The following is a 15454-nucleotide window of genomic DNA, read 5'->3' as shown; positions in this document are numbered from 1 at the left end:
AAACACATACATCGCTCCATTCTAGCATACCTAAAGGCCGCACCGGAATAGTAATTAAGCCTAAAGAAGGTAAAATGAGTGATGAAAATTAATAATTTCAGCTTCTTTTCTGAAATTTATGATTGTTTTTCGCAAACAACCGGCTGCCGGCACGCTGATTGAACAGTTCCTTAACGGCCTGAACAAGCTTCCCTTTTGGCGCAAAAGGGTCCGGCTGCACCGGCAGGCTGCGCACATCGGCGCCTCCCAGCAGTGCGGACAGCAGCGACACTGTCTGCGCTTCAGCCAGCGGCAGGCAGACGGTCCAGTCCGGCTGCGGGGTAAGCCCGCGCCGGCGCAGCCAGTGCAGCAGCTCCTCCAGCCGCCACTCCGCACCGGAGGCGACGAGAATAGGATGATCGCTGCCTGCGAAGAAGGCCGGCGCCGCTTCATAGCCGCCGGTCCCCAGATCCAGGACGATGAAGCTGTATGCCGCATCCGGCCGCTCCGGCAGGCCGTCCCCGGGATTCAGCTTCCAGTAATCCACGCCGCCCCAGGTGAAGGGCTGCTCCTGCTCCCGCTGGCCCGCGATGCCGCTTAGCTCCACCGCATCGCAAGCGAGGCTCTTAATGGCATTAAATGCCTGCGCCCCCGGGCTGCATTCCGCCCAGGCAGTACGGCCGGTCCGCGCCAGCCAGCTGCTGACGGCCAGGGAAGTATGCGTGGCCCCCAGTCCCTGGGCCACGCCCAGCACGGCCGCAACCGCCGTCTCCGGCGGAGACGGGTAGGCCTGCGGCCGTGCTGGCTGCCCATGTCCCCGCAGGGCATGGGCAGCCTTAGCCGGCGCCGCTTCCTGCGTGAGCGGCGCAAGCGCTGCCAGCACCTCTGCGGCGCTGGCATAGCGCTCCTCCGGATGATGGCGCAGCAGGCGCCTGATCACCGGAATCATGCGGTCCGGAAGGCTGCCGTGCAGCTTCCGTTCCATTCCCGGCTGCCAGCGGCTATACCTGCCGCCGGTAGCCAGATAGAGCAGCAGCGCTCCCAGCCCATAGAGATCGGAGCGCGGACTGCTCTGGCCGCCCCCGTACTGCTCCGGGGCAGCGAAGCCCGCGGTGCCGAGCTTCTCCGTGTCCTCGCCCGCTCCGCTCCTCAGCTTGCGGGCGATCCCGAAGTCGATCAGCATCAGCTCATGCTGCTGATTCAGCATAATGTTCGCGGGCTTCAGATCACGGTAGATAACCGGAGGCTCATGGCTGTGCAAGTACTGCAGCACCTCCAGCAGCTGCCGGGCATAGCTTAGCAGCATTGTCCCGGGCAGAGCAGCCGGATGCTCCTCCATAGCTTGCTGCAGGGTCAGCCCTTCGATATAATCCATGACCAGATAACAATAGCCCTCCCGGTCCGGCGGGAAGAAATCGCCGATCCGCGGCAGCCGCGGATGGTTCAGCGACAGCAGCAGCTCCGCCTCCGCTGTGACCGCCCCGGCGCTGTATCCGCCTTCCTGAATCACACTTTCTTTCACTGCCCACCGTTTGCCCGGCAGCCTCAAATCCTCAGCCAGGTAGACACGGCTCATGCCGCCCGTGCCGATAAGAACGGTTATACCATAACGTCCTCCAAGAATTTGCCCAGCTGTCAGTTTGCCTGTATTCTTCATCCTGTTTTCCTCCCTGCTTAAGCTTCAGCTTATAAAAAAAAGGAAAGCACCCGCTGCCGCACCTCAGCCCGGCAGAATGCCGGCGGTGCAGATCACGGGATGCTTTCCCTTGATAAACCTTATTAATATTTAATCATATAAAGTGTAATTTCGTCCCGGTTATGGAACAGCTGCTTCGCCCGCTGGATCTGCATCCGCTCCCCTTCGAACATGGCGATTATGTCCTTGATGACCGCCAGCGGCTTCTTGTGCATCAGCTTCACGGTGACAACCGCTGTGCCGCCCGGAGTCAGACTGTGCAGCAGACCAGATACCAGCTTCGCCATCAGCTTCGGACTCCAGCTCATATCACAGACGAGCAGATCGAATTCATTCTCTCGGAATTTGACCTCACCGGCATTCTTCCGCAGAATCTTCAGTCCCGGATGCTTGCGCAGTGATTCATGCATCAGCGCCGGATCAACTGCGGTAACCTTCAGGCCGCGCTCCAGCAGGAAGGAGGTCCAGCCGCCCGGGGAAGCGCCGATATCGACCGCACTGCTGAAGCTGCTGAAGGGAATCGCGAATTCCTTCTCCGCTTCCATCAGCTTGAATTTGGCCCGCGATATCTGGCCATCCTCTTTACGGAAGCGGATCATGCCGCCGTTCCAGCTGGAGAGGTTCTCCTCCGGCCGGGAGGCACCGGCGTACAGCGCGTCTCCGTCAGCGTATACGGAGACTATCCAAGCCGGCTCCTGCACGGTGAACTCAGCGCCCAGGCCCTCCAGCCTGGCCTGCAGCCACTCACGCAGCTCGCCCGGACTGTCTTCCCAAAAGGAGGTCCCGCCCTTGCGGACATGCAGCGACACCCGCTCGCCTTCCAGCTCCTTACGCCGGCTTAAATACACAGCAAGCCGGTCAAGAGCGGATGCGTCCCCTGTATCCTGGAACTGTACGGGCTGAATATGGCGCAGGAAGATCGGCGGACTCTGGGCCAGCAGCCTGGCAACCTCTTCCGGCTCCGTCTCAAGCGTAGCCAGGAACACCTCGCCCGGCAGCAGCAGCGTGCTCTTCACCGCGCCGAACAGCCGGCGGAGCTCCTCCTGGGCATAGGGGGCGAAACCATGATTCGCCGTACAGATATATCTGGAAATAACTTTTTCTTGCGGAGCCGCATTCTGCTCCCGTTCTTCTTCAATAAAATCGTTCAACTCTGTGTGCCTCCAGATCTAATTTTAATCCAGGGACGGCCGTCAGCCCATTCTACATCCACGGGAATATCGAAGGTGGCCTTCAGCATATCCTGGGTCAGCACTTCCTCCTTGGGGCCGGCTCCCGCCAGCTTCCCGTCACGGATCAGCGCCACATGCGTGAAGAGCGGTACAATTTCTTCCACATGATGGGTTACGTAGACAACTGCAACATTCCGCTGCTTCAGCTTGTCAATCTCCGCCAGCATTTTCTCCCGCTCATACAAATCAAGTCCCGCACATGGCTCGTCCATGATCAGCAGCTTGGGATTCGCCATCAGACAGCGTGCCAGCATCGCTTTCTTGCGTTCGCCCTGGGACAGCGTCCCGAACGGATGATACGCCAGCTCACCAAGATTCATATCAGCGAGCAGGCGCAGCGCCTGGTCCTGCACTGCCTGCGGAATCGCCTGGTAGAAACGCAAATATGCATAGGCTCCGGTAGCGACAACCTCCCATACAGGATCGCTCAGTGAGAGCTTTTCCATCAGGGAAGGACCGATATAACCGATCTCCTTGCGCACCTCGCGCAAATCACACTGTCCGTATTTATAGCCCAGCACCTCGACCGAGCCTTTACTTGGAAACAGGTAACCGGTCATCATTTCCAGCAAAGTTGTTTTGCCGGAGCCGTTGCGTCCGAGAATAACCCAGTTCTCCCCCTGCTTCATTTCCAGCGATACATCATCAAGAATCTGGCTTTGCTCCCTGCGCAGGGAAAGATGTTGTAAAGATATCATTATGAGGTCACTCTCCTTATGTAATCCAGCACCCGTTCTACAGAGCCGAATGAATATAGAATTTCCGGCCGGGCTGCCCGGTCTGCAGGCACTGCCAGCAGTGCAGGCACACTGGAGATCCGGTAAGTCTTCACCAGCTCCGGGAGCCTGTTCACGTTGCCCCCGGCAATATTCAGCTCGGGCGGCAGCAGATGCCGGGCGACCTCCAGCATGCGCCGGGCTGCCTTGCAGGTCCCGCACAGCGGAGTATATAAGAATACAACGAGTGGCTGGCCATGTGTACCGAGCAGCTCCAGCAGTTCAGCCTGTTCCAGCTCCCGGATCACTGCTCTGCACCTGCGGCGATTTCCTGCAGCCGCCCGAAGCTGAGCGGACCATGATGCAGCAGTGTGCCTGCTGGCAGCGCATGATACAGAATGCCGTACATTTCCTGAAGTCCTTGCGGGCTTGAGGTATGCAGATAGATTTCCCGGGGAAAGAGTGCCTCCAGTACAATCCGTTTAGCCACTTCAGCACCGCTGAAATCCTCCGGCCCCATATCATAATCCAGCGACAAAATATCAACCGGACCGCTCCGCAGCAGCAGCAGGCATTCTTCGGTAGTTCTGGCTAACACAAATCCTGCAGGACGGCGCCGCAAATCATCCATATATATATGCATCACTGTTCATCCCCCGCCTCAAACCATTTCCGCACAAGTGCTATTTCCGTCCGGTGCGTGCCGTCCGGCCCTTTTTCCGTTTCCATGACAAATACCGGCCTGCTTACCGGAATTAAGGTTACAAGCTCCTGCAGCGCCGCACTGCCGATATGGCCTTGTCCGACTCCGGCATGCCTGTCGCGTCTTGCACCGCAGGGATAACGGGAATCATTCAGATGTACTGCGACCAGGTTGTCCCAAAATCCCAGCTTAGAACCGCGCTTAAGGAATGCACCCGTGTGCAGCGGATTCCAGATGCCGGAGGCAAAGGCGTGGCAGGTATCGAAGCAGAAGCCGATCTTCTCCGGATTACGGCTCAGCTCACGGATTTTGACCAGCTCCTCCAGCGTCATTCCTTCCCGGCCCTGGTTGCCTGCCATATTCTCGATCAGCAGCTTGCTCTGCCCGTGCCAGTCTGCCAGTGTATCATTTATACATTGTATAATATTTTGATAACCTTGTAATGGCTCCATTCCGGCAAAATGCCCAAAATGCACCACAATGCCAAGCGAACCGCACGCTTCGGCAATTTCCAGATCATTGCGCAATGAGGCAGTCATGACCTCCCGGTCCTCCGGAGCAGCCGCCAGATTGGTCGGATACGCGCTATGGCCAATTGAGACCATCCCCTGCTCGCGGCAGTATGCGGCGCAGCTCTCAGCATCACGGTAATCTACCGGCTTCAGCTTCAGGCTGCGCGGATTTTTCGGAAAATATTGAAAGCATGCCGCACCGCTCTCCCGGGCGGACCGGGCAGCCTGCCCGTACCCGCCACGTATGCTGACATGCGCCCCGATGTAAGGGCTAAACTTCATGCTGGCAATCCGGGCAATAAAATACTTTGCGTCCGGACTGCTCTGTCTTTACAATCGTTCCCCCGCCGCGCAGGCACGGCTCGCCTTCCCGGTCATACACCTTACAGGCATCATTATATGAACCGGTTACGGTGTCTCCGGTTATGAACGGCATTTCCATATATCCGCCGATCTCGGTCGCTTCCTCCAGCACCTTGCGTATACTGGCGTAGAGCCGGTTCACCGCTTCCAGGGTCAGGTTCTGCACCTGCGCTGACGGCAGCAGCCGTGCTTCAAAGGCAATTTCGTCAGCATAGCAGTTGCCGATTCCGGCCATCACCTGCTGATTAACGAGCAGGCTCTTCAGTGCCCCGCGCCGCCCCTTGAGCAGTCCCGCGAAGCGCTCCGCCGTCATTCTGCGGTCCAGCGGTTCCGGCCCGAGCTTGCCCATGGCCGCTTCTCCCTCCTTCACGGACAGCAGATGCAGATATCCAAGCCGCAGGCCCATGAAGTACAGGATCTTATCTCCGAAAGCAAGCTCAACCTGGGTTGTGCGGTCCGGACGCTCCTCTTCCGTGCCGTAGAATAATAACCCGCCCAGCATCAGATGGAGCAGCAGTCTTCTTCCGTCATGCAGATGAAACAGGATATGCTTGGCCCGGCGTTCTACAAAGACAATCCGTGCACCGACCAGAGCATTCACGAACTCTGCTGTCTCCATGTTAATCGTCTTTTCGCGGTTTACGGTTACTCCCGTAATCGGAACATTTATAATATGCTGGCTTAGCAGCCTGCGGTAATTCTCCATTTCCGGTAGTTCCGGCATATTGTTATCTTCCCTTCCAGGTTGGTAAAATGCTCATACCTTTGTCATTATACACCGAGCAGTACCATAAGTTCAGCTAAATCGGCACAAATTTCATCCGGCTTAACCCCGGTGAGTCGCTGATAGTCTTCCAGGTTATCCCGGGTAGTCAGGCCCGTAAGCACGAGTACTGTGCGGCAGCCTGCATGGGCGCCGGCTGAAATATCGGTCCGCATATTATCCCCGACCATAACGGCTTCCTCCGGCTTGATGCCAAGCAGCGAGGTCGCATAGGCAACGAGATGGGATTCCGGTTTGCCGATCACCACCGGCGGGACCCCGCTCGCAGCCTCAATTGCAGCAGCAAGCGTCCCGGCACCCGGCGTAATCCCGTCGTCAGAGGGCAGCATTACATCCGGATTCGTCAGCACGAATCTGGCTCCTTCACGGATCCAGCGCGAAGCTCTGGCCAGTGATTCATATGTAAAGGACCGGTCGATTCCCTGCACCACATACTGCGGCTTCTCCGTCACAATCGTTAGCCCGGCTTCGGTACAGGCCTGAAGCAATCCCTCTTCCCCAATAATTGCCACAGCCGCTCCCGGGGATTCCTCAGCAACATAACGAGCAGCAGCAAGCGACGAAGTACATACTTCTTCCGGATTGGCATCAATGCCCATTTCCCGCAAATGCGCTGCCACACTTGCTGCGGTCCGCGAGGAATTGTTCGTCACGAACAGGAACGGGATTTCCGCTTTCCTGAGCGCAGCGATCAGCTTATCCGCATCAGGAATCATGTGCCTGCCGTGATAGAGCGTTCCGTCCAGATCGATTAACAAACCTCCGATATTATTCATAACTCCCCCTGCAGATTCCGATTATTATTGTTGCGGGATCTATACAATTAACGTCATGAACAGTAGTTAAGCCCGGATATTTCCCGGAGAACAGCCTGTTGTCAGCTAATCATAATCCCCGTGTGTTCCTTTAAATTTAACATACTTCGTCGAACGATAGCGAACCGCCGTACCGGCAAGCTCTTTTTGGCTCGCACTGTCATTTCCTGCGCTTTCCCGGAAAATAATTTATTCCCCGGAGCGGTTTCCCGGATTTCTGCGGAGTACAGGGAACGTACAAAATTCTTCCGCCAGCAGTGTGGCCGGAAAAATTGCCTGTGCTTCTTCCAGCAGCGGAATTAATTCCTCCTGTGAAGTATATCTGGAACTGAAATGGGTCAGCAGCAGCTCTCTGCCGCCGGCATCACGTGCCAATTCCGCCGCCTGGCGTGCTGTACTATGATGATACTGATAAGCCATTTCAGCCAAATCATGGGCAAAGGTTGCCTCGTGAACAATCAGATCCGCATCAAGCGCCAGCGGCAGGGCGCCGGGACAGGTCCGGGTATCACCAAGAATCGTTATGATCCGGCCGCGCTTGGGTGCATGAATTACATCCGCCGCCTTAATCAAAGTCCCGTCCTCCAGGGTAATATCCTCACCCTTCTTCAGCCTTCCGTAGAGCGGGCCCGGCTTCAGGCCATAGCTTCTAAGCAGCTCAGCATTAAGATTTCCCGGGCTGTCCTTCTCGGTGACCCGGTATCCGTAGCTGTCGATTCTATGCTCCAGCAGCCCGGCTTCTACCTTAAACGTCTCATCTTCAAAGATCAGACCTCCGGTATGCTCGACAACCTCTAGCTTATAAGGGATACGCGACTGGCTGGCTGACAGCGAAATATCCAGATACGCCTTCAGTCCTGGAGGCCCGTACACCGTCAGCGGAGCTATTCCGCCCTGATATCCCCGGCTGGACAGCAGACCCGGAAGGCCAAACAGGTGGTCACCGTGCAGATGGGTAATAAACAGCTTCTCCAGCTTACCTAGCCGCAGCGGCGAACGGAGTACCTGATGCTGGGTGCCTTCGCCGCAGTCGAACATCCAGAACGTGCGCCGTTCTTCAAGCAGCCTGAGGGCAATCGAGGTCACATTGCGCTGGAGTGTCGGAACCCCGGCATTCGTTCCCAAAAAATATAATTCCATCATATCCCTCCTTCCTTCTCTTTTTGCAATAGCTACATTGTAACATTACGGCTGCAATGACACGAATTCTATTCTGTTATGTCCCACAAACATACCAATTCATTCAGTGCAAAAAACCTCCCGCTACGGGGAGGTTTCCGCTAAGTCGGGGCAAAGCCCGTTCTAATCATTGCGGTGCAGGCTGGCAGCCTACAGCTTCTCTACATTGAAATATTGTGCTTCCGGGTGGGCAAAGACCATCGCTGATACCGAGGCTTCCGGCTCCATCATGAAGCCGTCGGTCAGCTGGACGCCGATATCCTCCGGTGACATCAGCTTGAACAGCGGCCCCTGATCCTCAAGATCCGGGCAGGCCGGATATCCGAAGGAGACACGGATGCCCTGATAACGGGCACCATGCCGCTGCTTCATCGTCATATCCGCAGGGTCCGGGAAGCCCCAGGTATCGCGCATCATATGATGAACGCGTTCCGCCAGGCCTTCCGCCACCTCAAGCGCTACAGCCTGCAGGGCATGGGAGCGGAGATAATCGCCGCGTTCCTTCAGCTCAGTTGACAGTTCACGTACCCCGTGTCCGGCAGTTACGACCAGGAAACCGACGTAATCCATAATCCCGCTCTCCACCGGCTTCAGGAAGTCAGCCAGACAGAGGTACGGCTCTACGTTCTGCCGCGGGAAGGTGAAGGTATGAAGGAGCTGCTCCGTATTCTGCGGATCATAGATCAGGATATCATTCCCGCGCGACTGGGCCGGGAAGAACTGATACATCGCATGGGGGACAATCGTCCCTTCCAGCATAGCCTGATGCAGAATCTCATCCACGGTATCCTTAAGCTCTACTGTACGCGGATCTTTGGCAGCCAGTCCGGCCTCAACCGAGCCTTTCAGACCCAGATGGTGCCCGAGCAGCATCTGCATATTTACATAAGGAATAATATGCCCCAGCGGATAATTGCGCAGGACATGACGCTCCAGATCCGGCGGGGTGAATACCGGCGCATCCGCTGAGATCTTCGAACGTACAGCACGCGTCAGCTCGGGGAGCGGCTGCTCTGAAGCTACAGCTACAGCTGACTCTGCTTCCAGGCGGACTTCCTCTTCTATCTTCACCCGCTCGACCGGGTTCATCAGCCGGTTGGCAATATCCAGACCATCCATTGCATCTTTAGCATACAGCACCAGGCCGTCATATTCAGGACGGATCCGCGTTTTGGTGAATTTGCGCGTTAACGCCGCGCCGCCGACCAGAATCGGCACATCAATACCGGCAGAGCGCAAATCCTGGGCTGTCAGCACCATCTGCTGCGCCGATTTCACCAGCAGGCCGGATAAGCCGATGGCATCCGCTTTTTCCTTGCGGAAGGCTTCGATAATATTCTCCGGCGGTACCTTGATCCCCAGATTAACAATCTCGTATCCGTTGTTGGACAGGATAATCTCGACGAGATTTTTGCCGATATCATGTACGTCACCCTTAACGGTAGCGAGCATTATCCGCCCCTTCACCGAGGTCTCATCCTTTTTCATGAACTGCTCTAGATGACCGACAGACGCTTTCATCACTTCGGCGCTTTGCAGCACTTCCGCAACAATCAGTTCATTGTTATTGAACAGACGTCCAACCTCGGACATGCCTGCCATGAGCGGCCCGTTAATGATCTCCAGCGGGTTTGCTGTCTTCAGAGCTTCATCCAGATCCGGAATCAGTCCTTCTTTTGTTCCTTCCACTACATAAGAGGCAAGGCGTTCATCCAGTGACAGATTTGAGATTTTCTCTTTCTTCTCAATCTTCTTGCCGCGGAAGGCCGCTACAAACGCTGACAGGGTAGCATCATTGGTATTATAGATCAGCTGTTCAGCAAGCTTACGTTCCTCTTCCGGAATGGAAGCATAGCGCTCTACCTTTTCCGTGTTCACAATCGCATAATCCAGACCAGCCTTAGTGCACTCATAGAGGAAAACGGAGTTCAGCACTTCGCGGCCTGCTTCCGGCAAGCCGAAGGAGACGTTGCTTATCCCCAGTATGGTATGAACTGCAGGCATAGCTTGCTTAATGAGGCGGATACCCTCGATTGTTTCTTTAGCCGAACCAATGTATTGCTCATCCCCTGTTCCAACTGGGAACACGAGGGTGTCAAAGATCAGATCCTCTGCATTCAGGCCGTATTTGTTAACGAGCAGATCGTAAGAGCGCCGGGCAACCTCCAGCTTGTCCTTAGCCAGTATAGCCTGGCCGGTTTCGTCAATTGTACCCACAACGATGGCTGCACCATATTTATGGATCAACGGCGTGACATGCTCGAATTTCTCTTCACCATCTTCAAGGTTAATGGAGTTAATAATCGCCTTCCCTTGGCAATACTGCAGCGCCAGATCAATAACCGCCGGATCAGTAGTATCAATCATCAACGGCACCTTGACCTTCTTCACTACCAGCTCCAGGAACTGTTTCATATCCTCAGTCTCGTCCCGGTCCGGGTCCTGCACACAGACGTCAATCACCTGTGCCCCGCTCTTGACCTGAGCCCGGGCAATTTCTGAAGCTTCCTCATATTTGCCTTCTACAATCAGGCGCTTGAATTTCCGTGAACCAAGCACATTGGTCCGCTCACCGACCATATAGGGACGGTTATCGCTCTCGATGTACACAGGCTCAATCCCGGAAAGCGCCGGCGGATGTACTCCGTCCAGCCCGCGCGGCGGATATGCAGATAAAGTCTCCGCCATTGCCCGGATATGGTCCGGAGTAGTTCCGCAGCAGCCGCCGGCAATATTAAGCCAGCCCTTCTCAGCGAAGCCGGCCAGCTTGAGGGCAAGCGAATCCGGGGATTCGTGATAATTCCCGTTCTCATCGGGCAGACCGGCATTCGGGTAGCAGCTGACCGCTGCTGAAGAGATTGCCGACAGCGAACGGATGTGATCTCGCATGAATTCCGGTCCGGTTGCACAGTTCAGCCCGATTGAGATCGGCTTCAAATGCTCCAGTGAAATGTAGAACGCCTCTATGTTCTGCCCCGCGAGAGTAGTCCCCATCGGTTCAATCGTTCCCGAGATCATGACCGGCAAGGTAACTCCGGTCGCCGCAAAAGCATTGCGGATGCCGATGCTTCCAGCCTTTACGTTCAAAGTGTCCTGTGAAGTTTCCAGCAGCAGCGCATCAACCTTGCCGTCGATTAACGCAACAGCCTGTTCTTCGTAGCTGTCTATCAGCTCCTGGAAGGTCACGCCTCCTGTAACTGAGAGCGTCTTCGTCGTCGGCCCCATCGCTCCAACTACATAACGCGGGCGTTCAGGTGTGTCATATTTATCAGCGGCATTACGGGCAAGCCGTGCAGCCTCCAGATTAATCTCCCTGGCCCGCTGCGGGATATCATATTCAGCAAGCACAACTGAGGTGGCGCCGAAGGTGTTGGTCTCAATCAGATCCGCACCGGCCTCCAGGTATTTCTCATGAATATCCTGAATAACCTCCGGCCGGGTAAGCACCAGCATCTCGTTACAGCCATCCAGCTCTTCTCCGCCGAAATCATCGCCTGTAAGCGGCACCTGTTGAATCATAGTGCCCATGGCTCCGTCTAGTATTAATATGCGTTGCTGCAAGCTTTCTGCAAGTGTGAATTTGGCCACTTTCTATCCCCCTAGTCGAACATTAGAGTAAGTTTAGCAGAATAAAGGGAATTCGGAAAGCCTTCCTTTCCACCCTGCATTATTAGTATTATACCGCTATTTCGTCTATCCAATTTCCTTAAGGCTCTACCACAAGCTCTTTACTCGGCATAGAATGCTGAGTCCGTGCAGTTACGTGAGAAGTAATTGTGAACTTTCCGGATTGCCCGAACGTATGATCAATGCCATAAGCTCCCTCTCCGCTGCCCTTGCCTTCAAGCACAATACTCTCTCCTGCATCAGGCCCGCCCGCAATTTCGAACTGCACTTCCCTGGCATCATCCACCGGTTGGCCGTCCTGTGTAACAACAGCCTTAATACTTACGGTATCACCGGCAGTTACGGCTTCAGGGCTCCAGCTAAGCTCCACCTGGATCGGCGTCATGGAGGAATCTGCAGCAGCCTGCATATGCCCGTTCTCCTCATGATTCCCTGAACAACCGGCCAGCATCATCCCCATAATCATACAAATCAGTCCTGTATGCAGCTTCAGCTTCATTATCCGGATTCCTCCCGATTCTGTTGAAAGATTCTGTACCATATTGACTGAGACTGACAAAGAATTCACCCTGCAATCCCTATTATACACAATATATTCATCTTGCTTTATATAAGCTTCATAAATTGCCCGGGTAATATGAGAATAATCATATACACAGGCGGTCAAAGACATAAGAACAGTGCATATAGATCAAAAAAGCCAGCACCCCTAGAGAGGATACCGGCTTCAGTGCTAACAGTTATAGGGAGTGCACCAGCGGCAACAGCTCCGAAAGATGGCTGATCTGATAATCCGGCGTAATCTCCGGGTCAATTGCTTTATCAGTACGGTTAATCCAGACGGTTGTCAGTCCGGCTGCAAGTCCGCCGAGAATATCGGTCGTAAGCTTGTCCCCGACCATTATCCCCTGCTCCGGAGAAATTTCCAGCAGTTCAAGCGCATGATCGAAAATTTCCTTGTCCGGTTTACCTTTACCGAAGCTGCCCGAAATGACAATGTGGTCGAAATACGGCAGCAGCTCAGGCACACTATCCAGCTTCTCCTGCTGGAGCGCCGGACAGCCGTTCGTCAGGAGCAGCAGCTTCACTTTACCGTGCAGCTCATCCAGGATCTGCACGGTCTCTTCATAGATATACGGGCGGCTGCGGCGTTCTGCGGCAAATTTGGCGGCAAGGCGTTCAGCAAGAGCTTCATCGTCTACACCAAGACAAGCTAAGCCGCGGCGCCAGGATTCTGTACGGTATACCGGGGCAAGCTGCTCCAGCTGACGGAATTCCGGCTGTTCACCGGCTGTGAAGTTAGCCCATAGCGCTTCGAACGGATTGATACCAATCATCTTCGTGAACGGATAAGTCTCATAGGATTCATAGAGCGCACGCGCTTCCTTACGCACAGCAGCCTCCAGTGCGGCCGGATCAACAGAAGCTCCAGCTGCCTCGGAGGCGCTGCGGAATGCTTCTTCCACGCTGCGGTCATCCCATAGCAGTGTATCGTCAAGGTCAAATAATACGGCGGTTACCGGCATTCGTTCTCCCACTCCCTATGCTGTTTCTCTAACTACTCGTGCACTACTTCGATGTTATTGTTCTTACCGAACTGCTCGAGGCGTTCAGCCATCGAAGCGGTATCATAACGGTTAATCAGCTTGGAGAAAATCCATTGTTTGCGTTTGGCTTTATGCTTAATGGTAACTACACTGCGCGATACGATAATCTTCTCAATATCTGCCGCTGTGAGCCAGCGCTCACGGTTGTATTTAATAGTAGAGAGACGGGCACGTTCTACCTTAAGGAACGGACGGCGGAAGAAGAGCAGTGCGGCGAGCAGGAAGTATAATACTACTCCAAGCCAGTTGGCGAGAATTCCGCTTCCCTTAGTTTCGTCGATCGAGCCTACCACCCAGAACATAATACCCAGTGCCAGCAGCACTACAGGGAATACAATATTCCGGCCTTTAAAAATATCAATGCTCTTTGCCGCTGCCTTAGAATTCGAAGAATAAATAGAATCCTTCCCCTGCTTCTTCCGCTGCTGATTAACTTGCCTGGTGTTGCGTTGAACCATTCTTTCCCAAGAACGGGCCATGTCAGTTCCCCCTAGTCATCCTGTATTATCTATGAAAAGGCAGCAGACTTAAAGTTAATGTCCGTTGTTGCCTTCTTCATGCCTCGGATCATCCACAATTTCAATGGTATCGAGCTGTGCCCGGAAATTCTTCCGGATATTGCCCAGATAAATCTCACGGAGCTTGGCACGTTCTGCCAGTTCCTCCTCATTCAGGCCGCTTTCCTTCTGTTTGCGTGCTAATTCGTTAATACGGGCGACCAATTCATCAATATTCAATACTTTCCCCTCCCCTTTAAATTCATTCTAACTTTGCCATGAGAAAAAGAGCTTGTCAAGGTCTACTCCCTGAAAGCTCTCTGAGTCTATTAACTGTATGATCTAATCTGTTAATACACAGGCACAGTCAGTATATCTCCGGCCTTAATTCTGCTGTTCTCCAGCCCGTTATTCTTCATTATTCCTTCTATATATACAGCAGTCTTCATATCATCAGGCTTGTTCTCCAGAGCAATGCTCCATAACGTATCTCCGCGCTCAACCACAACCCGCTTCTCCTGATTCAATGAGCTGACAGAACCTGCGAATACATTCCCGACAACAGTAAATCCGGAGACTACAAGCATTAGAACAAGAGCAATCTTAATGAAGCTGATCCGGCGGAATAACAAAGCAAGTCCTGTAAGCTGTTTAAGCATCCGATCTCTAAGCTGGGACACTTGATTATAAATAGATGGATTCCCGGGAGCAGACACCTTGATATCCTCGTTGTAGATGCTGTTATATGTACTGTATTTTAACATGATCATCATCCTCCAAACACTTGTTCTTACTTTCGAAAATAATATAACACGAACATGTGTTTTGATCAATAGTTTTTTCGAACAATTGTTCCCTTTTATTTTTACTGGGTTCACAAGATTTTTAGAACTTATGTTTGTACGAACGGCAGTTCTATGTTATAATTTTCCCAAACATAGTATATGGGGTTGATTCCGATGTCAAAGATTTCGAGTCGCCAGCTGGCGATCCTGGAATTTATACGTAACGAAGTCCGCAGCAAGGGTTATCCTCCGTCCGTCCGGGAAATTGGCGAGGCTGTCGGCCTGGCTTCCAGTTCTACAGTACACGGTCACCTGGACCGTCTGGAGAAGAAGGGTCTGATCCGGCGCGACCCTACGAAACCGCGTGCTATTGAATTGCTCGGCCAGGAAGATTCAGAGAATGTCCATCAATTCGTCCAGACCGTTACCCGCGTCCCTGTAGTGGGCAAGGTTACTGCCGGTATTCCCATTACAGCTACGGAGAATATTGAAGATTACTTCCCGCTGCCTACCCACTACGTAGGAGATAACAAGGTATTCATGCTCTCTGTCCTCGGGGACAGCATGGTCGATGCCGGAATTATGGATGGCGATTATGTTATTGTCCGCCAGCAGCAGACTGCTGATAACGGCGATATCGTTGTTGCTATGACCGAAGAGGATGAGGCTACTGTTAAGACCTTCTACAAAGAACGTGATCATATCCGCCTGCAGCCGGAGAATCCGGCGTACGAGCCTCTCCGCCTTAACCGCGTAACCATTCTGGGCAGAGTTATCGGATTATTCCGCGATATTCATTAATACTCCCCATTAACGAACAGGCTGCTCCGCTTTAAGCGAAGCAGCCTGTTGTCTGTCTCAGGATAAGTGCCCAAAAACACTAGTGGGATCATATGTTCCTATTGGTGTTTTTGGGCACTTTTTCCGATGAACTAGTTAAGCCTTCCGCACATATCCTG

General features: G+C 53.8%; 16 protein-coding genes. 1 reads left to right on the top strand and 15 read right to left on the bottom strand.

Going from position 1 to position 15454, the window contains the following annotated elements; all coding sequences use genetic code 11:
- Nucleotides 1-97: 97 nt before the first annotated feature.
- The 15 genes from LOS79_RS06895 to LOS79_RS06825 form a co-directional block, all read right to left on the bottom strand.
- Complete coding sequence (locus tag LOS79_RS06895; protein ID WP_315417369.1) at nt 98-1636, bottom strand: serine/threonine protein kinase; 1539 nt, start codon at nt 1634-1636, stop codon at nt 98-100.
- A gap of 122 nt (nt 1637-1758) precedes the next feature.
- A complete protein-coding gene (locus LOS79_RS06890; RefSeq protein ID WP_315417367.1) occupies nt 1759-2826 on the bottom strand; it encodes an SAM-dependent methyltransferase in 1068 nt (355 codons plus the stop codon).
- Nucleotides 2823-3605 carry an ABC transporter ATP-binding protein gene (locus LOS79_RS06885; RefSeq protein WP_315417365.1) on the bottom strand — a complete coding sequence of 261 codons (783 nt, stop codon included), beginning with the start codon at nt 3603-3605 and terminating at the stop codon, nt 2823-2825. The genes LOS79_RS06890 and LOS79_RS06885 overlap by 4 nt, the downstream gene beginning before the upstream one ends.
- Nucleotides 3605-3931 (bottom strand): thioredoxin family protein, encoded by a 327-nt coding sequence (locus LOS79_RS06880; protein ID WP_315417363.1) that lies wholly within the window; start codon nt 3929-3931, stop codon nt 3605-3607. The genes LOS79_RS06885 and LOS79_RS06880 overlap by 1 nt, the downstream gene beginning before the upstream one ends.
- Entirely contained in the window at nt 3928-4254 is a 327-nt protein-coding gene (locus LOS79_RS06875) for a cyclic-phosphate processing receiver domain-containing protein (RefSeq protein WP_315417360.1), read from the bottom strand. Before LOS79_RS06875 ends, LOS79_RS06880 begins: the two co-directional genes overlap by 4 nt.
- Nucleotides 4255-4265: 11 nt before the next feature.
- On the bottom strand, nt 4266-5120 hold the full coding sequence (locus tag LOS79_RS06870) for a deoxyribonuclease IV (RefSeq protein ID WP_315417358.1): 855 nt from the start codon (nt 5118-5120) through the stop codon (nt 4266-4268).
- Entirely contained in the window at nt 5110-5925 is an 816-nt protein-coding gene (locus tag LOS79_RS06865) for an Fpg/Nei family DNA glycosylase (protein WP_315417356.1), read from the bottom strand. The genes LOS79_RS06870 and LOS79_RS06865 overlap by 11 nt, the downstream gene beginning before the upstream one ends.
- A 47-nt stretch (nt 5926-5972) precedes the next feature.
- Nucleotides 5973-6761, bottom strand: a complete 789-nt coding sequence (locus tag LOS79_RS06860; protein ID WP_315417353.1) for a TIGR01457 family HAD-type hydrolase — start codon at nt 6759-6761, stop codon at nt 5973-5975.
- A 228-nt stretch (nt 6762-6989) separates the two neighbouring features.
- Nucleotides 6990-7940, bottom strand: a complete 951-nt coding sequence (gene rnz / locus LOS79_RS06855) for a ribonuclease Z (RefSeq protein ID WP_315422041.1) — start codon at nt 7938-7940, stop codon at nt 6990-6992.
- 189 nt (nt 7941-8129) lie between these two features.
- A complete protein-coding gene (gene metH, locus LOS79_RS06850; RefSeq protein WP_397386780.1) occupies nt 8130-11507 on the bottom strand; it encodes a methionine synthase in 3378 nt (1125 codons plus the stop codon).
- Nucleotides 11508-11685: 178 nt separating this feature from the next.
- Entirely contained in the window at nt 11686-12105 is a 420-nt protein-coding gene (locus LOS79_RS06845) for a FixH family protein (RefSeq protein WP_315417348.1), read from the bottom strand.
- Between the two features lie 241 nt (nt 12106-12346).
- Nucleotides 12347-13132 (bottom strand): HAD family hydrolase, encoded by a 786-nt coding sequence (locus LOS79_RS06840; protein WP_315417345.1) that lies wholly within the window; start codon nt 13130-13132, stop codon nt 12347-12349.
- Nucleotides 13133-13164: 32 nt separating this feature from the next.
- On the bottom strand, nt 13165-13692 hold the full coding sequence (locus LOS79_RS06835) for a hypothetical protein (protein WP_315417342.1): 528 nt from the start codon (nt 13690-13692) through the stop codon (nt 13165-13167).
- Between the two features lie 54 nt (nt 13693-13746).
- The gene (locus LOS79_RS06830; RefSeq protein ID WP_315417339.1) at nt 13747-13950 is read right to left on the bottom strand and encodes a DUF896 domain-containing protein; all 204 of its coding nucleotides are present in this window, start codon (nt 13948-13950) and stop codon (nt 13747-13749) included.
- 110 nt (nt 13951-14060) lie between these two features.
- Nucleotides 14061-14474: a cell division suppressor protein YneA gene (locus LOS79_RS06825; protein ID WP_315417337.1), complete on the bottom strand. Its 414-nt coding sequence runs from the start codon at nt 14472-14474 to the stop codon at nt 14061-14063.
- A 195-nt stretch (nt 14475-14669) separates the two neighbouring features.
- Between LOS79_RS06825 and lexA the strand changes: the two genes are divergently transcribed.
- Nucleotides 14670-15296 (top strand): transcriptional repressor LexA, encoded by a 627-nt coding sequence (lexA, locus tag LOS79_RS06820; protein WP_315417335.1) that lies wholly within the window; start codon nt 14670-14672, stop codon nt 15294-15296.
- Nucleotides 15297-15454 lie beyond the last annotated feature (158 nt).

This window comes from Paenibacillus sp. MMS20-IR301 (genome assembly GCF_032302195.1).
Taxonomy (GTDB): Bacteria; Bacillota; Bacilli; order Paenibacillales; family Paenibacillaceae; genus Paenibacillus_AQ.
Note: the sequence above shows the minus strand (reverse complement) of the source record. Positions and strands in the feature narration are given on the sequence as shown.